Source organism: Microbispora sp. NPDC049125, assembly GCF_040802045.1.
Taxonomy (GTDB): Bacteria; Actinomycetota; Actinomycetes; order Streptosporangiales; family Streptosporangiaceae; genus Microbispora.
In genome coordinates this window covers 44,082-65,560 of sequence record NZ_JBEZDW010000034.1, presented here as the reverse complement: position 1 = coordinate 65,560, position 21,479 = coordinate 44,082, and the positions used below count along the sequence as shown (strand labels likewise).

Sequence of the window (21,479 nt, the reverse complement as noted above, 5' to 3'; positions counted from 1 at the left end):
CCCGCGCGGCGCCTGAAGCGGAGCTGAAGACGCCCGAAGTGATCTTCAGGTTCCCTTTAGGTCGCTGCGTGCACGCTGTACGCCATGCGTGTGCTGCTCGTCGAGGACGAGGAAAGGCTGGCCGAGCTCCTTCGGAGCGGGCTGGGGGAGGAGGGTTTCGCCGTCGACGTCGCCCGCAACGGGCGGGAGGGCCTGTGGATGGCGACCGAGAACCAGTACGACGCCATCGTGCTCGACGTCATGCTGCCCATGCTCAACGGCTACACCGTCTGCCGCCGCCTCCGGGACGCCGGCGACTGGACCCCCATCATGATGCTCACCGCGAAGGACGGCGAGTATGACGAGGCGGAGGCCCTGGACACGGGAGCCGACGACTTCCTGTCCAAACCGTTCTCGTACGTGGTGCTCCTGGCCCGCATCCGCGCTCTCGTACGGCGCGGCGGGCGCGAACGGCCGGTGGCGCTGAGCGCGGGCGACCTCGTGGTCGACCCTGCCGGGCTGCGCTGCCGCCGCGGAGACACCGAGATCGCGCTCACCCCGAAGGAGTTCGCCGTGCTGCACGCACTCGTACGGAGGTCAGGTGAGGTGGTGTCCAAGGCCGAACTGCTTCAGCAGGCGTGGGACTTCGCCTACGACGGCGATCCGAGCATCGTGGAGGTCTACATCAGCGCCCTGCGCCGCAAGATCGACGCGCCGTTCGGACGGTCGTCGCTGGTCACCGTGCGCGGGGCCGGATACCGGCTGGACGGAGGGTCGTGATGCGCTGGTCGGTCCGGCTCCGCGCGACGGTCGTCGCCACCGTGACGGTCGCGCTGGCCCTCGGTGGGGTCGCGGCCGTGCTGCTCGTGACGCTGAACAGCAGCCTGCTGTCGAGCGCCGGCGAGGAGGCCTCGCGGCGGGCTGACGAGGTCGTGAAGACGTTCACCCAGGACGGCGACTCCAGCGGTGAGGCGGGCCCCCTGACCGGCTTCGCCGGGCCGGGGCCGGGGGTCGCCGCCGATCCCGACGTGCAGATCAAGGGCCGGGCTGAGCTCGGCTGGGGCCAGGGGTACGCGACGGCGGAGCGCACGGTGAAGGTCGGGGGCACGCCGGTCACCGTGCAGGCGCGGACCTCGCTGCTGCCGGCGCGCAACGCTCTCACCACGATCCGGACGATATTGCTCGTGGGAGTTCCCGTGCTGCTCGCGCTGGTCGCCGGTCTGACCTGGTTGCTGGCTGGACGGGCGCTGGCGCCCGTGGCGGACATCAGGGCGGAGTTCTCCGACATCACCGCCAGCGATCTCCACCGCCGGGTGCCCGTCCCGGCCACCGGGGACGAGGTCGCCCTGCTGGCGCGGACCATGAACGTGACCCTCGACCGGCTTGAGGGAGCCGTCGAGCGGCACCGGCGGTTCGTCGCCGACGCGGCGCACGAGCTGCGCAGCCCGCTGGCGATTCTGCGCACGCGGCTCGAACTCGGATCGCGGGAGGCCCCCGCGCTGGTCCGGGAGTCGCTGACCGACGTCGGGCGGATCCAGGCGCTCTCCGCCGATCTGCTCCTGCTGGCACGGCTCGACGCCGGCGAGCCGCTGCGCACGCAGGAGGTGGACCTGGGGCAGGTGGCGTCGGAGGAGGCGCTGCGCACCCGTCGCGAGGACGTCAAGATCCGCATGGACGTCGCCGCCGACGTGGTCGTGTCCGGCTCCCGCCCCCACCTCAGCCGGATGATCGCCAATCTCGTCGACAACGCCGTGCGGCACGCCGAGTCCACCGTGACCGTACGGGTGACGGCGCCGGCGACGGTCGAGGTGTCCGACGACGGCCCCGGCATCCCGGCCGACTGCCGGGAGTCGGTGTTCGGCCGGTTCACCAGGCTCGACGAGGGGCGGGCACGGGACGAGGGCGGCTCAGGCCTCGGCCTGGCCATCGCCAGGGACATCGCGCACGCCCACGGCGGCACGCTGATCGTGGCCGAGCCGGACGGCACGGCCAAAGGCGCCTGCCTGCGAGCCGACCTGCGCCCTTCGGCTCCGCGAGCCACACTCCGTGAGCCCGCGGCTCCGGTCTCGTTGGGCGCGCTCTCCTCGCCCGGCCCGGAAATGGCGAGATGACGGCCGGTGCGGAGCCCTCCCACGGTCAGCGGCCGTGTGGCAGGAAGGCGTACCACGTCGAGCTCGCGCCGACCGCGATGCGGACCCGCTTCCATTTGTCGAGGTAGGCGGCCGGGGGCCTGCGGTGGGAACTGATCACGGCCACACGCAGGTGCCTGTTCAGGGCGTCGCTGACCGCGACCGGGGGCGTGGTACCGCCGTACCGGCTGACCACCCCCACCGACGCGCACCGCATGAGGTAGCCGACCTGGACGCCGTGGTGACCGTAGATGAGACAGGGTGAGCGCACGCCGAGATCCCGCAGGGCGCCGGCGGCGGTGACGTCGCGCTCGCGGGCCGTCCGCTCGTACGTGGCCCAGCCGTTCAGGGTCACCCCCTGGAGCGTGGCGTAACCGGCCAGGGCGAGGGTGATGACGGGGATCCACACCCGGCGGCCGCCCAGGCGGCACAGGGGCTCGACGGCGGGCAGCGTCAGCAGCGCGTAGGCCGGCAGCAGGAACCGGGGAGCCGAGTACCCCACGGTGAACACGTAAGAGGCCAGCAGGCACAGGCCGGTGGCGAGGGCCAGACCCAGGGCCCGCCTGTACGGCGTCCGCCCGCCGGGTGGCCGGTGGCGGGCGGCCCACACGCCGAGCGCGGCCAGCACGAGCAGCGCGGCGAACCACGTGATGTGCCCTGCGGGGTAGTCGCCGCATGGGCTGCCGTACCGGCACAGCAGGGGGCCGTCGAGCGCCCGCAGGTGGTCGCCGAGCGTGAAGTGGAGGCCCGTCTCGTTGTCGGCTCCGGCGGCGCGGAGCCGGGCGACGGGTCCGCCGTACCGCTGGAACGCCTCGGCGCACCACTCCGCCCAGCCGATGGCCAGACCGGCGACGACGGCCGGCGCGGCGCGTGGCTTTCGCCGGGTCAGGCCGTAGGCGACCAGCGGGAGCGCCAGCCAGGAGGCGTCGGTCGGGCGCAGGAGCGACGCCACGGCGAACGCCGTCACGAGGCCGGCCGTCACGAGGCCGGCTGGGACGCGGCGAGCTGGGACGCGGCGAGCTGGGACGGGCGGCCCTCCACGGCGCTCCCGGGCGAGACAGAACAGGCCCGTCCCGGCCACCGCCGAGAAGGCCACCCACAGGTTGGGCATGGCCTGGTTGCCGTAGAGCAGGGACAGCCACAGCCCGGCGAACATCGCCGCCGCCAGCGGCACCGCGAAGCCGCGGCGCAGCCGCAGCCAGGGAAGGTACGCCATGAACAGGCCGGTGCCGGACAGCAGGCTCAGGTAGACGCGCAGAGCCGTCACGGACGGCGTGAAAAGCGCCACGGGTGCCAGCAGCAGCGGAACTCCCCGGGCGCGCGGCGCGCTGAAATCGGCGGCCGGGACGCCGTGGGCCACCTGGGAGGCGTAGATGCTCTCGTCCCAGCCGAGCCCGATCCTGGCCGTGACGGCCAGCTGGATCGCGGTGTACGCGAGCGCCACCGCCGCCAGCCCGAGCAGCGGGCCACGGGAACCGCGCATGGTACGCGCGTACGCGCTGCCCGCGCCTTCGGTACCTCTGCCTCTGATGCTCCTGCCCATGGAGGCCATGTCTGTGGTGTCCGTGCCCGTGGTGCCCGGCCACGACATGCCCGCGGCCGGGCGGGGCCGGCGCGCTCGCCATGTGATCCCCCGCAGCATGCGGTGAGCGTAATGGCGCCCGGCTATGGCGGACGTAACATCGCGCCTCTCCTGTGGACAACCACCGACAGGGGCTCCAAGTGGCACGCCCGTCTGGCCGATGCCGGAGAAAGACGCCCCACCAGAGCCGTTGCGCTCCCCCCTGCGAAAGGCCGCTCACACTTCTTCGGATTGAGATGTGATCAGGGGAATTACCGGGAATGCCGGGAGGTTATTCGGTCGGGTACGCCTTCCGGCGTGCACATGGCTGCACGCGGGTGCCGATCGGCCCGAGCTTCCCCCGCGAACAGTGAGGAGACACATTCGATGACCGACGTCGAGCAGGCCGGGACAGGCCACCGTCCCACCGTCGATTTCTACTTCGACCCCCTCTGCCCCTTCGCGTGGATCACTTCTCGCTGGATCCTCGAAGTGGAGAAGCATCGCGAGATCGATCTGCGCTTCCGGGTGATGAGCCTGGCCGTGCTCAACGAGAACAAAGAGGGGCTCTCCGAGAGCTACCGTGCCGGCCTGGTGAAGGCGTGGGAGCCGGTGCGCGTCTGCATCGCCGCGGCTCAGCAGCATGGTGAGGACGTCCTGCGTGACCTCTACACCGCCCTCGGCACCAGGATCCACAACCAGGGCAACAAGGACTTCGCCATCGTTATCAAGGAGGCGCTGGACGAGCTGGGCCTGCCTCCCGAGCTGGCCGATGCCGCCACGAGCACCGACTACGACGAGGCGCTGCGCAAGAGCCACCACGAGGGGATGGACCCGGTCGGCGAGGAGGTCGGCACGCCCACGATCCACGTCGAAGGCGTGGCGTTCTTCGGGCCGGTGCTCACCCGCATCCCTCGGGGCGAGGAGGCGGTACGGATCTTCGACGGAGCTCTGGCGCTGGCCAGCTACCCGTACTTCTTCGAGCTGAAGCGCACCCGCACGGGCGAGCTCGACTTCAGCTGACACCGCCGTTTCCCGCGGCAGCCGTACGCCGCGGTTCTCGCCATGGGAGCGGGCGAGGGCCGCGGCGTTCGCGCGCCAGGGCCGGACCGTGGCTCACCGGCCACGGTTTTACGCTGGTGACAGAAGCCGACCACGCAGGAGGTCCCGTGTCCGGACGCGATCTTCCACAGGTGCCCCGTCCCATCGTCCAGGCGCCGATGGCGGGCGGCGGCTCGACCCCGGCCCTGGCCGCGGCCGTGTCCGAAGCGGGCGGCCTGGGCTTCCTCGCGGCCGGATACCGCACCGCGGCGGCGCTGCGCGACGAGATCGAGGAGACGCGCAAGATCACCAACCGGCCCTTCGGAGTGAACGTCTTCGTCCCACGCCATGAACATGCCGACGAGGCGGCCGTCGCGCGCTACCGTGAGGAGCTGCTGCCCGAGGCGGAGCGATACGGCGTCGCCCTCCCGGAGTCGCCCCGCTGGGACGACGACGAGTGGGACGCCAAGGTCGACGTGCTGGTGGCGGAGCGGGTCCCGGTGGCCGGGTTCACCTTCGGCTGCCCCCCGAGGGACGTCGTCGACCGCCTGCACGAGGCGGGGAGCGCCATCGTGCTCACGGTGAACACGCCTGAGGAGGCCGTCGCGGCCGCGGAGGCCGGGGCTGACGCGGTGTCCGTCCAGGGGCCGGGGGCCGGCGGCCACCAGGCGGGATTCCTGCCCGTCTCCTGGGAGCCTCCGGACGATCTGCCCGAGCTGGTCGCGATGGTGGCGGCGGCGGTCGACCTCCCGATCCTGGCGGCGGGCGGCATCATGGACGGGGCGGACATCGCCGCCGTGCTCGCCGCGGGCGCCGCCGCCGCGCAGCTGGGCACCGCCTTCCTGCGGACGCCGGAGAGCGGGGCGCATCCCTTGCACAAGGCGGCGCTGGCCGGCCCGCGGTTCACGCGGACCTCCTTCACGAAGGCGTTCTCCGGCCGTACGGCACGCGGGCTGGCCAACCGGTTCATGGCCGAGCACGAGGCGTCCGCGCCGGCCTGCTATCCCCAGGTGCATCACCTCACCGCAGGGCTCCGCCGGGCGGCGGCGGAGCAGGGCGACCCGGAGGCGATGGCGTTGTGGGCGGGCTGGGGCCACCTGCGCTCCCGGGATCTGCCGGCCGCCCGCCTCGTCGAGGTCCTCGCGTCGGAGGCGCGGGCGGCCGGAGCCTGACCCGGCCGGGCTTCCGTCAGCCTCCAGACGCTCCGGCGCTCTTCGACGGCGACCGGCCGGAGCCCGTGACCGGGCACAGGGCCCCGGCGCCGCCCCTGATCCGGGCCGGGACCCCGGGCCCGGTCATCCGGGGGGAAGGACCTCGGTGACGAAGCGGCGCTTCACGGTGGCCAGCACCTCGTCCGGGTCGGCGGCCCAGACGTCGGCGTTGAAGATCTCGACTTCGATGTCACCCCGGTAGCCGGCGGCCTCCACGGCGGCCGTCAGCGGCCGGAAGTCGATCACGCCGTCACCCATCATGCCTCGGCCCAGCAGCACGTCCGCGGGCAGCGGCGCCAGGAAGTCGCTCACCTGATAGCTCGCGATCCGGTCCCCGGCCCGCGCGACCAGCGCCGTCAGCTCGGGGTCCCACCAGATGTGGAAGGCGTCGACGACCACGCCCACGTGCTCGGCCGCGTACGGCTCGGCGAGGTCGAGTGCCTGGCCGAGGGTGGACAGCACGGCCCGGTCGGCGCAGTACATCGGATGCAGCGGCTCAAGCGCGAGCCGTACGCCGTGGCCGGCGGCGTAAGGGGCGAGCACGGTCAGCGCCTCGGCCACCCGCTCCCGGGCCCCGGGCAGGTCCCGGCTGAAGCCGGGGCCCGGCGAGCCGCCCGGGACGACCCCCGGCAGGCCGCCGACCACCAGGACAAGGCAGGCGGCGCCCAGCGCGGCGGCCTCGTCGATCGCCGCCCGGTTGTCGTCGAGGCGTGGGTCCGCGCCGGTCAGGAAGCCGCCCCGGCACAGCGACGAGACCCGCAGGCCCGCGTCCTTCACCAGGGCGGCCGTCTCGGCCGGCCCCTGCTCGGCCACGGCCTCCCGCCACAGGCCGATCGCGGGGATGCCGTGCCGTACGCAGCCGTCCACCGCCTGGGCCACCGTCCAGCGCCGGGTCGTCCATTGGTTGAGCGAGAGCCGGTCGAGGCGCGGGTCGCCGGCGCTCACGAGGTCACCCCCGCGGTGGCCAGCAGGGAGCGCATGCGGGCGGCGGCGAGCTCGGGGTCGGGCAGCAGTCCGGCCCGGTCGGCGAGGCGGAACACCTCCGCCAGGTGGACGATCGACCGCGCGCTGTGCGCCCCGTTCACCATCACGAACGCGTCCTGGTGCCCGGCGAGCCAGGCGAGCAGCACGATCCCGGTCTTGTAGTGGTACGTCGGCGCCTCGAAGATCTTGCGGGCCAGCGGCACCGTCGGGGCGAGGACGTCCTCGAAGCGCTCGGTGTCCCCGTCGTCGAGCGCCCGCAGCGCGGCCGCCGCCGCGGGCGCGATCGGGTCGAAGATCCCGAGCAGCGCGTGGCTGCCGCTCCCGATGAGGCCGGGGTAGTTGAAGTCGTCGCCCGTGTAGAGGCGGACGTTCTCCGGCAGCCGCTCCCGCAGGCGCACCTCGTGACCGGCGTCGAGCAGTGAGACCTTCACCCCGTCCACACGGGCGGCGTGCTCGTGGACCAGCGCGAGGAACGCGTCGGTGGCGGCGGCGACGTCGCGCGAGCCCCAGTAGCCCGCGAGCCGGGGATCGAACATCTCGCCCAGCCAGTGCAGGATCACCGGCCCTCCGGCCTCGCGCAGCAGCCTGCCGTACACGGCGTGGTAGTCCTCCGGGCCGCGTGCCAGGTGGGCGAGCTGCCTGCTGGCCATCACGACGACGCGGGCCCCCGCGTCCTGGACGACCTCGATCTGCTCCAGATAGGCCGTGACCACCTCCTCAAGCGTGGCCGACGGCGAGACGTGGTCGGTCCCTGCTCCGCAGGCGACCAGGTCGGCCGGGTCGCCGAAGTCGCGGGCCGCGTCGGCGCTGCGGCGGATCAGCTCCCGTGTCGCCGCCCAGTCGAGGCCGGCGCCGCGCTGGGCCGTGTCCATCGCGTCCGCCACGCGCAGGCCGTACGACCACAGGTGCCGGCGGAAGCGCAGCGTCGCGTCCCAGTCGACGGCGGCGGGGGCGCCCGGCGTGTTGGCGGCGAGCGGGTCGGCCACCACATGGGCGGCGGCGTAGGCGACCCTGCTCTTCGGCGGCCCTGGAGGCTGCGTCCAGACGGCGGGCTCGCCGAGCCGGTGGGACTCCAGGCGGCGGTCCGGGCCGGGCAGCGTGATCACGGTCACGACGCGAGCTCCGGCACCTCGACACGCACGCCCTCGCTGGAGGAGCGCAGCCCCAGCTCGGCGATCTGGACTCCGCGCGCTCCCGCCGTGAAATCGTGGGGGAAGGGCGCGTCCTCCACGACGTGGCGGACGAACCGCTCCCACTGGACCTTGAAGCCGTTGCCGAAGTCCGCGTTGTCCGGAACCTCCTGCCACTGGTCGCGGAAGGGCTCGGTGGCGGGCAGGTCGGGGTTCCACACGGGCATCGGCGTCATGCCCCGGTGCTGCACCCGGCAGCGGCGCAGCCCGGCCACGGCGCTGCCGTGGGTGCCGTCCACCTGGAACTCCACCAGCTCGTCCCGGTGCACCCGCGTGGCCCAGGAGGAGTTGATCTGCGCGACGATCCCCCCGGCCAGCTCGAAGATGGCGTACGCGGCGTCGTCGGCCGTGACCTTGTAGGCCCGGCCCTGCTCGTCCACCCGCTCGCCGACGTGGGTGACGGCGCGGGCGGTCACGGCCTCCACCTGGCCGAACAGGCTCTCCAGCACGTACGTCCAGTGGGGGAACATGTCGAGGACTATCCCGCCGCCGTCCTCGGCCCGGTAGTTCCACGACGGCCGCTGGGCCGGCTGCCAGTCGCCCTCGAACACCCAGTAGCCGAACTCGCCGCGCACCGAGAGGATCCGGCCGAAGAAGCCGCCCTCGATCAGCCGCGCGAGCTTGAGCAGCCCCGGCAGGAACAGCTTGTCCTGGACGACGCCGTTCTTCACCCCGGCGCGGCGCGCCGCCCGCGCGAGGGCGACGGCCTCGTCCACGGTCTCCGCCGTCGGCTTCTCGGTGTAGACGTGCTTGCCCGCGTCGATCGCCAGGGTGACGGCCGCGACCCTGGCGTTGGTGGTCTGCGCGTCGAAATAGATCGCGGCGCGGTCGTCGGCGAGCGCGGAGTCGAGGTCGGTGGTCCAGTCGGCGATCGAGTGCCGGCCCGCGATGCCCTTCAGCTTGGCGGCGTCGCGTCCCACCAGCACCGGCCTCAGAGGGACCCGGCGGCCGCCGGACAGCGCCACCCCGCCCTCCTCGTTGATCGCGAGGATCGAGCGGACGAGGTGCTGGCGGTAGCCCATCCGCCCGGTCACTCCGTTCATGACGACGCCGAGTGCCTCCATCGGCCTCCCCCTCAGCTGGAAAGCGCTTTCCATACCCTGGGGACCGTACGGCCGCGCCGCCGGGGGCGTCAACCGGCTGTAGCCCCCTGACCGTGGGCCACGCCATGATGAGGACCATGGGTGCGGCGCAGGCGACAGGGCGATGAGGTGGCGATGACGAGACGGCCGAACGACGCGGTCACGCTGGAGGATGTGGCCAGGGAGGCGGGAGTGTCCCTCGCCACGGCGTCGCGCGCTGTCAACGGCAGCACCCGCAAAGTACGCCCGGAGATCCGCGAGCGCGTGGAGCGGGCGGCCAGAGAGCTGCGGTACGCCCCGAACGCGCAGGCCCAGGCGATGGCCCGGGGCCGGACCACCCTGGTGGGCCTCATCGTCCAGGACATCGAGGACCCCTACTTCTCGTCGATAGCGGCCGGGGTCATGCGCGTGGCCGAGGCCAACCGGATGATCGTCAGCATCGCGAGCACCCAGCGGCGGCCGGACAAGGAAGCCGAGTACGTCGCCGCGCTGCGCGGCATGCGGGCCGCGGCCATCGTCATCGTGGGATCCCGTACGGACGAAAGGGCGGCGCTGGACCGGCTCGGTGCCGAGCTGACGGCGTTCGAGCGGTCGGGCGGGCGGGTCGCGCTCGTCAGCCAACGGCGGCTCCCGGTCGACACCGTCGTCGTGGCCAACCGCGCCGGCGCCCGCGACCTGGCCGCGCACCTCATCGGGCTGGGTTACCGCTCGTTCGGCGTGCTGGCGGGACCGCGCGGCCTTCTCACCGCGGCCGACCGCCTCAGCGGGTTCATGGAGGGGCTGGCCGGTGAGGCCGTACCCCTGTCGCCGGACGCGGTGGTGCACGGCGAGTTCACCCGGGACGGAGGGCACGCCGCCATGATGGAGCTCCTCGGCCGGGGCCGCGACCTGGAGTGCGTGTTCGCGGTCAACGACGTGATGGCGGTCGGGGCGATGGCGGCTCTGCGGGCGGCGGGGCTCGACCGCTCGGTGGGTGTCGCGGGCTTCGACGACATCGTCACCCTGCGGGACGTGACCCCGGCGCTGACGACCGTCCGCCTGCCGCTGGTCGAGATCGGAGAGGCGGCGCTGGAGATGGTCCTTTCCGAGCCCGGGGACGGCCCGCGCTCCCAGCGCGTACGGGGCGAGGTGGTCCTGCGGGAGAGCACCCCCGGTATCCGCCCTCGCTGACACCGCCTCGCCACGCCGGGGCCGATGGATCGGCGGTTCGCCTTAGGGCGCCGACCGGGGGAGCGCCGGTCGGAGGAGTCGGTCGGGGGAGCGACAGCCGGGGAGCGCCGTACTGCCGTCGACGCATCAGCCGCCGAGATAGCGCAGGACGGCGAGCACCCGGCGGCTGTAGCCCGCGCTCTGGGACAGCTCCAGCTTGTCGAAGATGGCGTTGATGTGCTTCTCCACCGCGCTCTGGGAGACGTACAGCGCCTCGGCGATCGACGCGTTCGTGAGCCCCTGGGCCATGTGGGCGAGGACCTCCGCCTCGCGGGGAGTGAGGAGGCTCAGCGGGTCGGTGTGGGTGGTCCGCGCGAGGAGCTGGCGGACCACCTCCGGATCGAACGCCGCGCCGCCCGCCCCGACCCGGTCGAGCGCGTCGAGGAACTCCCCGATTTGAGCCACTCTGTCCTTGAGCAGATAGCCCACACCTCCCACGTCCCCCGTGAGCAGCTCGGTCGCGTACCGCTTCTCGACGTACTGCGACAGCACGAGGACCCCAATGCCGGGCCACCGGCGCCGGATCTCCAGGGCCGCCCGCAACCCCTCGTCGGTGTGGGTCGGCGGCATGCGCACGTCGACGACCACGAGGTCGGGCCGGTGGGCGGCCACGGCCTCCAGCAATGCGACGCCGTCGCCCACCGCCGCGGGGACCTCGTGGCCCTCCTCGACGAGCAGCCGGATCAGGCCCTCGCGCAGCAGGATCGAGTCGTCGGCCATGATCACTCGCATGGCAGCTCCGCGCTGACGGTGGTGGGGCCGCCCTGCGGGCTGTCGACCCGGAACCGGCCGTCCAGGGCGGCGACCCGGCGGGCGAGCCCGGACAGCCCGCCTCCCGCCGGGTCGGCCCCTCCGCGTCCGTCGTCGCTGACGCGCACCACGATCGTCGCCTCCTCCTCCAGGACGTCGACGGCGACCCGCTCGGCCCCCGCGTGCTTGGCCGCGTTGGCCACGGCCTCGCGTACGACGAAGTACGCCGCCGTCTCGGCCTCCGTCGGCGGGCGCCGGCTCAGGCCGTATCGCATGGTGACGGGGACACCGGCGCGCTCGGTCACGGCGGCGAGCGCCTCCCGCAGGCCGAGCGAGTCGAGCCCGGTCGGATAGACGCGCCACGCCACGTCGCGCAGCTCCCGCAGCGCCTCCTGCGCCTCCTCGTGGGCCTGCCGCAGCAGCTCCTCGCGCAGCTCGGGGGAGCGGCCCCGGCGGGCCCGGCCGATGAGCACGGCGAGCGCCACGAGCCGCTGCTGCACGCCGTCGTGCAGGTCCCGCTCGATGCGGCGCCGCTCGGAGTCGACGGCGCTCACGATGCCCCGGCGGGTCTCGGCCAGCTCGGTGATCCGGCGCTCCAGCAGCTCGGTGGGGCTCGGGCCGAGGAAGTGGCGCGCGAGGCGCAGCTCCAGCGCCGCGACCCCTACGATGCCCATGACGTCGAGGAAGAGCAGCACGGCGCCGGCGACGCCCAGATAGGCGATGATGGCCGGTGTGGGCGGGATGCCGTCGGGGGTCTCCCCGTGGCTCCACCCCCACACGAGCTGCACGCCGGCGCCGACGCCGAGCCCGAGCAGGAAGAGCACCATCCCGCCCAGCACGCCGACGAGCCATCGGACGGCGAGGTAGGCCGGGGCCCGGCCCGCGCCGGGCTCGCTCACGTCGAGTCCGCCGAACCCGCCGAGAAGGCCCAGCCGCCGGATCTCCACCCGTGCGAGCCGTCCGGCCACCGTCGCGATCAGCCTGGCCGAGGCGCGCCGTACGCGGGGGTGGGCGAGGCAGATGAGCGCGACCGCTCCGGCCACGACCAGGGTGACCAGTTCGACGACCGCGGTGAGCGTGCCGAGGACGAGCGCCGCCAGGGCGAGGGCCGCCCGCGCGCTCCGTTTCGAGTGGCGGCCCTGCCCGCTCTGACCCTGCCCGCTCTGACCCTGCCCGCTCTGACCCTGCTCGCTGTGACCGGGCTCGCTCTGACCCTGCTCGCTGTGACCGGGCTCGCTCTGACCCTGCTCGCTTTGGCCGCGTCCGCTGTGGTCCTGCTCGCTCATGCGGTCCTCCGTACGGCGGGCGTTCGTCTCATCGGGCGTGCCTGCCCTGGGAGCGCCGCTCCCGGAGCCGGACCGTGACGAAAGCGGCCACGACCAGGACGACGGCCGCCACGACCACCTTGGACAGGATCCCGGCGTACTCCTCGACGAGCGTCCAGTTCTCGCCGAGCAGGTAGCCGGCCAGCACGAAGATCGTGTTCCAGGCGAGGCTGCCCAGCGTCGTGAACAGGACGAAGGTGCCCATCGGCATGCGCTCGACCCCTGCCGGGACCGAGATGAGGCTGCGGAAGATGGGGATCATCCGGCCGAAGAACACCGTCTTCGCGCCGTGCCGAGCGAACCACGCCTCCGCCTTCTCGATGTCCGCGGTCTTGACCAGCGGCAGACGTGCCGCGATGGCCACCGTACGCTCCCGGCCGAGCAGCGCGCCCACCCAGTACAGCGCGAGCGCCCCCGTCACCGATCCCGCCGTCGTCCAGAACAGGGCGGCGACCAGGCTCATCTCCCCCCGGCTGGCCGTGAACCCCGCGAGCGGCAGGATGACCTCGCTGGGAAGGGGAGGGAAGAGGTTCTCCAGGGCGATCGCCAGCCCGGCGCCGACGGCCCCCAGCCGATCCATCATCTCGGTGGCCCACCCGGCGATGCCGCCGAGGCTTGATGCGTTCATGCTCGTCACGCTACGAGTCGCCGCAGGACACGCACCATGAGGAGGGCCGCCCGGCCGGGGTGTGGAAAGCCGCAGGGGAGACCACCCCTGCGGCGCGATCCGGCCCACGGGGGTTCCGCCGGCGGCGCCGGGTGCCCCGCGTCGCGGGACCGCGATTCTGTCGGTCGCACCCGGAAGAATGGCCTTCATCGTGACCGCCACCGCCGCGCCGCCCAAGGCGCATACACGCCCCCTGCCGGTCGACCTCGTCGACGGTCCCGCCGGCCTGCTCTACCTTCTTCCCCGTGCGCCGCTCACCGTCGACGAGTGCGAGGCGCTGTCCGCCGCCCTCGCCGCCCGCGCCGCCGCGGCGCGGCGACGACCCCAGAGCGACGATTCGCCCCCGGGAGCGGGCACGCGGAGCCCCGCCTCATGACCTGACCGCCCGCCCGCACCCCACCGTCTGATCACGCCACATGACCTGAACGCATGACGCGCTCCATGACATGACCGCGCCTTGTGACCTGCCCGGGGCCGCCGTTCAGGCGTCGTCGCGGTTGGGCGTCTGGGCCAGGACGCGGTCGGCCGTGGCGGTGACCACGGCGGCGGCGGCGGAGATCTCCCGGACGTGCTCGGGGGCCAGGCCGCGCAGCACCTGTTCCAGCGCCTCCAGGTCCGCCTGGTAGGCGGCCGCCATCGCCGCCTGCGCCTTGGCTGTGCGGGCCGCCTGCTCGACCGCCTTGCCGATCGCCCTGCCGGCCCGTTCGAAGGCCGCGCCGAACTCCCGGGCGGCGGAAGCCGCGGCGTCCTCCAGGTTCCTCGCCCAGTCGGGCTGTTCGTCGCTCATGAAATCCCCTGTTTCCGCGTACCCGGGCCGGCCCCTGCGGCTTCCCGGATCTTCAGCGGTCGTTTGACGGTGCGGTACGACGTTGTCCGACGTCCGGATAGTGCCCGTCCTGCGGGAGCTACACCTCGCACGGTGGTCTTTCCGTTCCGTATTGCGTCCCCCGGGCGGGGTGAAAAGGGAGGCCCGTTTATGGTGAGATTAGTCCGGCGTGTGGAGGGGAGGAGAGGCACCGTGGCAGGTGGATGGCTCTCCCGCTGGCCGGTCATCCGGCAGCTCCAGGGACAGGACGGCAGGCGGGACGCCGCGCGCTCGGCGCGCACCGACGCCCTGCGTCCGCGAGTCGAGGAAGCCGACTCGGTCGCCCGCTCGGTCTGCCCCTTCTGCGCGGTCGGCTGCGGCCAGCTCGTCTACGTCAAGGACGGCCGGGTCACCCAGATCGAAGGCGACCCCGACTCGCCGATCTCGCGCGGCCGGCTGTGCCCGAAGGGCTCGGCGAGCAAGCAGCTCGTGACCCATCCGGGCCGCCAGACCCACGTGCTCTACCGCAGGCCGTACGGCACGGAGTGGGAGCGGCTCGACCTCGACACCGCGATGGACATGATCGCCGAACGGGTGGTCCGCACCCGCCACGAGACGTGGGAGCAGACTCACGAGGGCAAGGAGGTCAGGCGCACTCTGGGCATCGCCGGCTTGGGCGGGGCGACGCTCGACAACGAAGAGAACTACCTGATGAAGAAGCTCTACACCGCCCTCGGCGCGATCCAGGTGGAGAACCAGGCGCGCATATGACACTCCGCCACCGTCCCCGGTCTGGGGACCAGCTTCGGGCGTGGCGGTGCGACGCAGTCGCAGCAGGATCTGGCGAACGCCGACTGCATCGTCATCCAGGGCTCCAACATGGCCGAGTGCCATCCCGTGGGGTTCCAATGGGTGATGGAGGCGCGTGATCGCGGGGCGAAGGTCTTCCACATCGACCCCCGGTTCAGCCGGACCAGCGCGTCGGTCGACCGCTACCTGCCGATCCGCGCCGGTACGGACATCGTCCTGCTCGGCGCGCTGATCAACCATGTCCTGAGCAACGGGCTGGACTTCCGCGAGTACGTCCTCGCGTACACGAACGCCTCGACGATCGTGTCTGAGGACTTCCGCGACACCGAGGACCTCGACGGCCTGTTCTCCGGCTTCGACCCCGAGACCCGCCGGTACGACACCCGGAGCTGGGCGTACGAGGGCGACTCGGGGCAGACCGACGAGATGCGCGAGGGGGACGAGCGGCACGCCGAGGCGGCCGGGTCGGACTCCTACGGTGCGCGCGGCGCCGGGTCCAGCGCCGAGCCTCCCTCCGACCCGACGCTGAGCCACCCCCGGTGCGTCTACCAGATCCTCAAGCGCCACTTCTCCCGCTACACGCCCGAGATGGTCGCCGAGCTGTGCGGTATCGAGCCCGAGCGGTTCGCCGAGCTGGCCGAGGCCGTCACCGCCAACTCCGGGCGTGAGCGCACCACGGCGTGGGTCTACTCGGTGGGCTGGACCCAGCACTCGGTCGGCGTGCAGTACATCCGGGCCGCCTCGATCCTGCAGCTCCTGCTGGGCAACATGGGCCGGCCGGGCGGGGGGATCATGGCGCTGCGCGGCCACGCCAGCATCCAGGGCTCGACCGACATCCCGACGCTGTTCAACCTGCTGCCCGGCTACATCGCGATGCCGCACGCCCACCGGCACGACGGCCTCGACCACTACATCGAGGCGGAGGGCGGCGAAACCGGCTACTGGGGCAACCGGCGGGCCTACCTGGTCAGCCTGCTCAAGGCGTGGTGGGGCGACGCGGCCACGGCGGACAACGACTTCTGCTTCGACTACCTGCCGCGTCTCACCGGCGACCACGGTCACTACACGACCGTGATGGGCCAGATCGACGGGACGGTCAAGGGCTACTTCGTCGTGGGGGAGAACCCCGCGGTGGGCTCCGCAAACGGCAAGGCGCAGCGGCTCGGCCTGGCCAACCTCGACTGGCTGGTCGTGCGTGACCTGATGCTGGTCGAGACGGCGACGTTCTGGAAGGACGCCCCGGAGCTGGAGACAGGGGAGCTGCGCACCGAGGACATCGGCACCGAGGTCTTCTTCATGCCCGCCGCGAGCCACGTGGAGAAGGACGGCACCTTCACCAACACGCAGCGGCTGCTGCAGTGGCGGGAGAAGGCGATCGAGCCGCCGGACGACTGCCGTAGCGACCTGTGGTTCTACTACCACCTCGGCAAGAAGATCAGGGCGCTGCTCGGCGACGACGAGCGTGACCGCCCGGTCAAGGAGCTGACCTGGGACTACCCGGAGCACGGCGAGCAGCGCGACCCCTCGGCCGAGGCGGTGCTGCGCGAGATCAACGGCACCGGCCCGGACGGGAAGGCGCTGCCGTCGCTGCGGGAGCTCAAGCCGGACGGCTCGACGAGCTGCGGCTGCTGGATCTACTGCGGTGTCTACGCCGGCGAGGTCAACCAGGCCGCGCGCAGGAAGCCGGGGCGCGAGCAGGGCCCGACGGCGCTCGAATGGGGCTGGGCGTGGCCCGCCAACCGGCGCGTCCTCTACAACCGGGCCTCCGCCGACCCCGACGGGCGCCCGTGGAGCGAGCGCAAGAAGTACGTCTGGTGGGATGCGGACAAGCGCGAGTGGACCGGCGACGACGTGCCGGACTTCGAGGAGCACAAGCCGCCGGACTACACGCCGCCGGAGGGCGCCAAGGCGCAGGACGCGCTCCGCGGCACCGACCCGTTCATCATGCAGTCGGACGGCAAGGGCTGGCTCTACGTCCCGGCCGGGCTGTCGGACGGGCCGCTGCCCGCGCACTACGAGCCGCACGAGTCGCCCGTCCGCAACACCCTTTACGGCGAGCAGTCCAACCCGGCTCGCAGGACGGTCGACCGGCCGGAGAACCCGTACAACCCGGCGCTGTCGGACCGGTTCCCGTACGTGTTCACGACCAGCAGGCTCACCGAGCACCACACGGCGGGTGGCATGAGCCGACCCCTGGCGTACCTGGCCGAGCTGCAGCCGGCGGCGTTCGTCGAGGTGTCGCCGCGGATGGCGGCCGAGGTCGGGCTGGAGAACGGCGGCTGGGCGACCGTCATCACGACACGTACGGCCATCGAGCTGCGCGTGCTGGTGACCGACCGGGTCAGGCCGCTGCGGCTCGGCGATCGGACCGTCCACCAGATCGTCATGCCGTACCACTGGGGGTACGGCGGCGGCGGTCTGGTCACGGGAGACGTGGTCAACGACCTTTCGCCGATCGTCCTCGATCCCAACGTCTTCATCCAGGAGAGCAAGGCCGGCACGTGCGACGTGCGGCCGGGCCGCCGGCCCAGGGGCAGGGCCCTGCTGGACCTGATCGAGAGGTACCGCGATGGCTGAGCCTTCCACACGGCGGATGGGCTTCTTCACCGACACCACGGTCTGCATCGGGTGCAAGGCGTGCGAAGTGGCCTGCAAGGAGTGGAACGACGTGCCCGACGACGGGTTCGTCTTCCGCGCCACCTCCTACGACAACACCGGTGCGCTGGGCGCCGACACCTGGCGGCACGTCGCGTTCATCGAGACCGGCGACCGCTGGCTGATGTCGTCCGACGTGTGCAAGCACTGCACGAACGCCGCCTGCCTCGACGTCTGCCCCACGGGGGCGCTGTTCCGCACGGAGTTCGACACCGTGGTCGTCCAGGCGGACGTCTGCAACGGCTGCGGCTACTGCGTCCCCGCCTGCCCGTACGGCGTGATCGACCGCAGGGAGCGGGACGGCCGGGCGTTCAAGTGCACGATGTGCTACGACCGCCAGCTCGGAGGCCTGGAGCCCGCCTGCGCCAAGGCGTGCCCCACGCAGTCGATCCAGTTCGGCCCTCTGGACGAGCTGCGCGTCCGCGCCCAGGAGCGGGTCGAGCGGCTCCACGCCGAGGGCAACACCGACGCCCGGCTGTACGGCGACAGCCCAGACGACGGGGTGGGCGGCGCGGGCGCGTTCTTCCTGCTGCAGGACGAGCCCGAGGCCTACGGCCTGCCGCCCGACCCGGTGGTGACCACGAAGGACCTGCCGCAGATGTGGCGGTGGGCGGGCGGGGCCGCGCTCGCGATGACCGGCGCCGTGGCCGCCTGCTTCCTGAGGAGACGCTGATGCCCCGGCGCCGTGACGAGGAGATGGTGCCGGAGGCCGAGTTCCGGTCCTACTACGGCCAGCGCGTCATCAAGGCGCCGATCTGGCATGAGCCCCACATGCCGGTCTACCTCTACCTCGGCGGCGTGTCGGGGGCGGCGTCCACGATGGCCGCCGCCGGGCGCTTCACCGGGCGGCCGAGGCTGGAGATGGCCGCGAGAGGCGCCGCGTTCGCCGGCGGGACGCTGGGGGCCGCCTTCCTCGTGGCGGAGCTGGGCAGGCCCGAGCGTTTCCTGAACATGCTGCGCGTCTTCAAGCCCACCTCGCCGATGAGCGTCGGCTCCTGGACGCTGGCCGCCCAGGGCGGCCTGACCGCGGTCAGTCTGGGCTCGGCGGTGACCGGCGTCCTGCCCCTGGCCGGGGACGCGGCCACGCTGGTGAGCGGTGTCACCGGGCCGGTGATGGCCACCTACACCGCCGTGCTGCTGGCCGACACGGCCGTCCCCGCCTGGCACGAGGCTCGCCGCGAGCTGCCGTTCCTGTTCGCCGGCAGCGCGCTGGCATCGGCGGCGGCCGCGGTCATGGTCGCCACGCCCCGGGCGCAGGCCGGTCCCATCAGGGCGCTCGCGGCGGTGGGGGCCGTCACCGAGGTGCTCGCGGGCGCCGTGATGGAGCGCCGCCTCGGCCTGGTGGGCGAGCCGTACCGGCAGGGCAGGGCGGGGCGGCTGATGAAGGCCTCCCGCGTTCTCACGCTGGGCGGCGGCGTGCTCGCCACGGTCGCCGGACGCAGCCGGGCGCTCACCGCGCTGTCCGCCGCCGCGCTGACGGCGGGAGCGCTGTGCACCCGCTTCGGCGTCCTGGCCGCCGGCCGCGCCTCGGCCGCCGACCCGAAGTACACCGTGGTGCCCCAGCGCGCCCGCCTCGACGCGGCCGGCCCCGCTTCCGGGTAACCCCCTGTCAGATCAGCCGGCCGGGAGCGGATCCTGGCCGAGCAGGCGGTGCCCGTTCTCCGCCGAGGTGCGCACGGCGGCGAAGCCGTACTCGGTCATCGCCGCCTCGTAGCGGGCCAGCGCCTGGACGGCCGGCTCGCCGCGGGCGACCTCGCCGAGCGCCTCCGCGAGGGCGCTCGCGTCCCGCAGGGCCGTGTTGGCGCCGACGCCGGCGGCCGGGCTCATGGCGTGGACGGCGTCGCCGAGCAGGGTGACGTTCGTGGCCGGCCAGGGGGCCACGGGGACGCTGGTGCGCAGGGACAGCGGGAAGACCGTGGCCGGATCCCAGTGCTCGATCATCGTGCGTATCCGGGGATTCCAGCCGCTGATCATCTTGAGGGTCAGCGCCCGCAGGTCCTCGCCCGGCATGGCGCGCAGCTCGTCGTCGGAGCACGGCAGGAGCTCGCGGCGCACGCCGTAGGAGCAGGAGACGTAGTCGCGGACGTCGGTGAGCCGAGCCCCGGCCGCGATCCGGGCGGCGGCACGCGCCGGCGGTTCGGGGAAGCGCACCGAGCCCACGCCCACGTACGATCCGTCCGGGCCGATGATCGGCGTGAACACCGCGAGCATCTCCTCCGGGAACAGCTCACGGGTGCGCGCGGTGAGCGGGACCTTGCCGTAGATCTGCCGCAGACCGGTGTCGGCGATGCGCGCGTGCGGGAGGTACTGCCGGCGGATGACGGAGTTGACGCCGTCCGCCGCCACCAGTACGTCGCCGGTCGCCGTCGTGCCGTCGGAGAAGCGCGCCGTGACGCGGCCGTCGGCGCCGGTCGTGTAGCCGGTGAGACGCCTGCCGAAGGCGACGAGATCCGTCACGCCGGCGAGCAGGATCTCCCGCAGCGTCAGCCGGTCGACCGCCAGGTGCAGCGCGCCCGGCGGCTCCAGGATCGTTCGCAGCGCGAGCCGGTCGTCGTAGACCGGGGTGCGGCCGGGCAGGACCTCGGCGGTGGCGAGGAACAGCTCGTGCAGGGCGGGCGGCAGCGTCCGCGCCAGCGCCCTGTCGCCGTCGTCGTCGATGTGGAGGCGGTAGCCCTGGTGACGTGAGTTGGGTGAGTCGTCGCTCTCGTACACGGCGACGCTCACGCCCTGGCGGCGCAGCCCGTTGGCCAGGCAGAGCCCGCCCGGCCCGGCGCCGATGACGATCACGTGCGGATGCGGCATGACAGCCGTCCCTTCCTCGTGCTGACAGAGAAAGGGACGCACAGGTCACCCCTCATACGAGGTGATGTTGAGCGCGGTGCGCCGTCCGGACTAACCCATACCGGACAGTGTCTTCGCGCGTCCTCATGAAAACCGTAACATCAGCCGCCCGCGCCGTGGAACCCTCTCAGATCGGGTACGGACTGCCGGGCGCCGCCGGGCCGGGGTCAGGCGAGCCGGAGCATGGCGGGCTCGCGGGGGACGAGGTGGCCGATGACGGGGGCGCCGGGGATCTCACCCGCGACGAGCAGGCCGCCGGAGGTCTGGGCGTCGGCCAGCAGGAGCAGCTCGTCCTCGCCGAAGCGCCCGGCGTTCAGGTGAGGCCGCACCCAGTCGAGGTTGCGCCGCGTGCCGCCGCTGACGTGGCCGTCGCGCAGAGCCTCGCGAGCGCCCTCCAGGTACGGCACGGCGGCCACGTCGACCACGGCCGTGACCCCGCTCGCCCTGGCCAGCTTGTACAGGTGGCCGAGCAGGCCGAAGCCGGTCACGTCCGTCGCGCAGACAGCGCCCGCCGCCAGGGCCGCCCGGGAGGCGTCCCTGTTGAGTGTCGTCATCGCCTCGATCGCCTGGGGGAACACCTCTCCGGTCGCCTTGTGCCTGGTGTTGAGCACCCCGACGCCGAGAGGCTTGGTGAGGGAGATCGGCGTCCCCGCCCGGCCTCCGTCGATCCTCAGCAGCCGCTCGGGGTCGGCCAGGCCGGTGACCGCCATGCCGTACTTGGGCTCGGGGTCGTCGACGCTGTGGCCACCCGCGACGTGACAGCCCGCCGCCCGGCCCACGTCGAGGCCGCCACGCAGGACCTCTTTGACCAGGTCCATCGGCAGCGTGTCACGGGGCCAGCCGAGCAGGTTCACCGCCACGACAGGCTCGCCCCCCACCGCGTACACGTCGGACAGCGCGTTGGTCGCGGCGATCCGCCCCCAGTCGTACGGATCGTCCACCACGGGGGTGAAGAAGTCGGCGGTCGCGACGATCGCCCTGCCGCCCTCGATCCGTACCACGGCCGCGTCGTCGCCGTCGTCGAGCCCGACGATCAGGTCGTCGCCGGCCGATGTGACCAGCCCCGCCACGATCGCCTCCAGCTCGCCGGGCGGGATCTTGCAGGCGCAGCCGCCCCCGTGCGCGTACTGGGTGAGCCGGATGCGCTTCGCCGTCTCGGTCATGCCGCCCTCGCCTGATGTCGCCTCGCCGGTTCCGGGGGTGGTGCCCGGAGTCCTACCAGGTTCAGGTTAGGTTTCTC

The 21,479-nt window shown here is 72.8% G+C and carries 19 protein-coding genes; 9 read left to right on the top strand and 10 right to left on the bottom strand.

The genetic code is table 11. The annotated features are described in order from the left end of the window. Window positions 1–84: 84 nt before the first annotated feature. On the top strand, window positions 85–759 hold the full coding sequence (locus tag AB0B72_RS30820; RefSeq protein WP_367742747.1) for a response regulator transcription factor: 675 nt from the start codon (window positions 85–87) through the stop codon (window positions 757–759). Further along, window positions 759–2,090 (top strand): sensor histidine kinase, encoded by a 1,332-nt coding sequence (locus AB0B72_RS30815; RefSeq protein WP_367742746.1) that lies wholly within the window; start codon window positions 759–761, stop codon window positions 2,088–2,090. The genes AB0B72_RS30820 and AB0B72_RS30815 overlap by 1 nt, the downstream gene beginning before the upstream one ends. Before the next feature lie 25 nt (window positions 2,091–2,115). On the opposite strand, the gene AB0B72_RS30810 is transcribed toward AB0B72_RS30815, so the two are convergent. Next, window positions 2,116–3,591, bottom strand: coding sequence for a hypothetical protein (locus tag AB0B72_RS30810; protein ID WP_367742745.1), 1,476 nt, complete (start codon window positions 3,589–3,591; stop codon window positions 2,116–2,118). A gap of 465 nt (window positions 3,592–4,056) precedes the next feature. Between AB0B72_RS30810 and AB0B72_RS30805 the strand changes: the two genes are divergently transcribed. Together AB0B72_RS30805 and AB0B72_RS30800 are read left to right on the top strand one after the other, a co-directional pair. Continuing rightward, a complete protein-coding gene (locus tag AB0B72_RS30805; RefSeq protein WP_367742744.1) occupies window positions 4,057–4,692 on the top strand; it encodes a DsbA family protein in 636 nt (211 codons plus the stop codon). Between the two features lie 146 nt (window positions 4,693–4,838). Next, complete coding sequence (locus tag AB0B72_RS30800; protein ID WP_367742743.1) at window positions 4,839–5,882, top strand: nitronate monooxygenase; 1,044 nt, start codon at window positions 4,839–4,841, stop codon at window positions 5,880–5,882. Between the two features lie 123 nt (window positions 5,883–6,005). Here AB0B72_RS30800 and AB0B72_RS30795 read toward each other — a convergent pair whose 3' ends face one another. From AB0B72_RS30795 to AB0B72_RS30785, 3 genes are read right to left on the bottom strand one after another with little or no spacing between them, the layout of a single operon-like run. Beyond that, window positions 6,006–6,866: a sugar phosphate isomerase/epimerase family protein gene (locus AB0B72_RS30795; RefSeq protein WP_367742742.1), complete on the bottom strand. Its 861-nt coding sequence runs from the start codon at window positions 6,864–6,866 to the stop codon at window positions 6,006–6,008. Further along, the gene (locus AB0B72_RS30790) at window positions 6,863–7,981 is read right to left on the bottom strand and encodes a dihydrodipicolinate synthase family protein (protein WP_367742789.1); all 1,119 of its coding nucleotides are present in this window, start codon (window positions 7,979–7,981) and stop codon (window positions 6,863–6,865) included. Before AB0B72_RS30790 ends, AB0B72_RS30795 begins: the two co-directional genes overlap by 4 nt. A gap of 32 nt (window positions 7,982–8,013) precedes the next feature. Continuing rightward, window positions 8,014–9,159: a Gfo/Idh/MocA family protein gene (locus tag AB0B72_RS30785; RefSeq protein ID WP_367742741.1), complete on the bottom strand. Its 1,146-nt coding sequence runs from the start codon at window positions 9,157–9,159 to the stop codon at window positions 8,014–8,016. A 153-nt stretch (window positions 9,160–9,312) separates the two neighbouring features. Between AB0B72_RS30785 and AB0B72_RS30780 the strand changes: the two genes are divergently transcribed. After that, entirely contained in the window at window positions 9,313–10,347 is a 1,035-nt protein-coding gene (locus tag AB0B72_RS30780; RefSeq protein ID WP_367742740.1) for a LacI family DNA-binding transcriptional regulator, read from the top strand. Window positions 10,348–10,473: 126 nt separating this feature from the next. Here AB0B72_RS30780 and AB0B72_RS30775 read toward each other — a convergent pair whose 3' ends face one another. From AB0B72_RS30775 to AB0B72_RS30765, 3 genes are read right to left on the bottom strand one after another with little or no spacing between them, the layout of a single operon-like run. Then, entirely contained in the window at window positions 10,474–11,118 is a 645-nt protein-coding gene (locus AB0B72_RS30775; RefSeq protein ID WP_367742739.1) for a response regulator, read from the bottom strand. Next, complete coding sequence (locus tag AB0B72_RS30770) at window positions 11,109–12,422, bottom strand: sensor histidine kinase (RefSeq protein ID WP_367742738.1); 1,314 nt, start codon at window positions 12,420–12,422, stop codon at window positions 11,109–11,111. Before AB0B72_RS30770 ends, AB0B72_RS30775 begins: the two co-directional genes overlap by 10 nt. A 28-nt stretch (window positions 12,423–12,450) precedes the next feature. Beyond that, entirely contained in the window at window positions 12,451–13,089 is a 639-nt protein-coding gene (locus AB0B72_RS30765; RefSeq protein WP_367742737.1) for a DedA family protein, read from the bottom strand. Between the two features lie 190 nt (window positions 13,090–13,279). On the opposite strand from AB0B72_RS30765, the gene AB0B72_RS30760 reads away from it, so the two are divergent. Then, complete coding sequence (locus tag AB0B72_RS30760; protein WP_367742736.1) at window positions 13,280–13,504, top strand: hypothetical protein; 225 nt, start codon at window positions 13,280–13,282, stop codon at window positions 13,502–13,504. Between the two features lie 105 nt (window positions 13,505–13,609). On the opposite strand, the gene AB0B72_RS30755 is transcribed toward AB0B72_RS30760, so the two are convergent. Continuing rightward, on the bottom strand, window positions 13,610–13,915 hold the full coding sequence (locus AB0B72_RS30755) for a hypothetical protein (RefSeq protein WP_367742734.1): 306 nt from the start codon (window positions 13,913–13,915) through the stop codon (window positions 13,610–13,612). Window positions 13,916–14,104: 189 nt separating this feature from the next. Between AB0B72_RS30755 and fdh the strand changes: the two genes are divergently transcribed. From fdh to nrfD, 3 genes are read left to right on the top strand one after another with little or no spacing between them, the layout of a single operon-like run. Further along, the gene (gene fdh, locus AB0B72_RS30750; protein ID WP_367742733.1) at window positions 14,105–17,320 is read left to right on the top strand and encodes a formate dehydrogenase; all 3,216 of its coding nucleotides are present in this window, start codon (window positions 14,105–14,107) and stop codon (window positions 17,318–17,320) included. Beyond that, window positions 17,313–18,071 carry a 4Fe-4S dicluster domain-containing protein gene (locus AB0B72_RS30745; protein WP_367742732.1) on the top strand — a complete coding sequence of 253 codons (759 nt, stop codon included), beginning with the start codon at window positions 17,313–17,315 and terminating at the stop codon, window positions 18,069–18,071. Before fdh ends, AB0B72_RS30745 begins: the two co-directional genes overlap by 8 nt. Then, window positions 18,071–19,000: an NrfD/PsrC family molybdoenzyme membrane anchor subunit gene (nrfD, locus tag AB0B72_RS30740; RefSeq protein ID WP_367742729.1), complete on the top strand. Its 930-nt coding sequence runs from the start codon at window positions 18,071–18,073 to the stop codon at window positions 18,998–19,000. Before AB0B72_RS30745 ends, nrfD begins: the two co-directional genes overlap by 1 nt. A 12-nt stretch (window positions 19,001–19,012) precedes the next feature. On the opposite strand, the gene AB0B72_RS30735 is transcribed toward nrfD, so the two are convergent. Together AB0B72_RS30735 and selD are read right to left on the bottom strand one after the other, a co-directional pair. After that, window positions 19,013–20,200, bottom strand: coding sequence for an FAD-dependent oxidoreductase (locus tag AB0B72_RS30735; protein ID WP_367742728.1), 1,188 nt, complete (start codon window positions 20,198–20,200; stop codon window positions 19,013–19,015). 206 nt (window positions 20,201–20,406) lie between these two features. After that, window positions 20,407–21,402: a selenide, water dikinase SelD gene (gene selD / locus AB0B72_RS30730; RefSeq protein ID WP_367742727.1), complete on the bottom strand. Its 996-nt coding sequence runs from the start codon at window positions 21,400–21,402 to the stop codon at window positions 20,407–20,409. Window positions 21,403–21,479 lie beyond the last annotated feature (77 nt).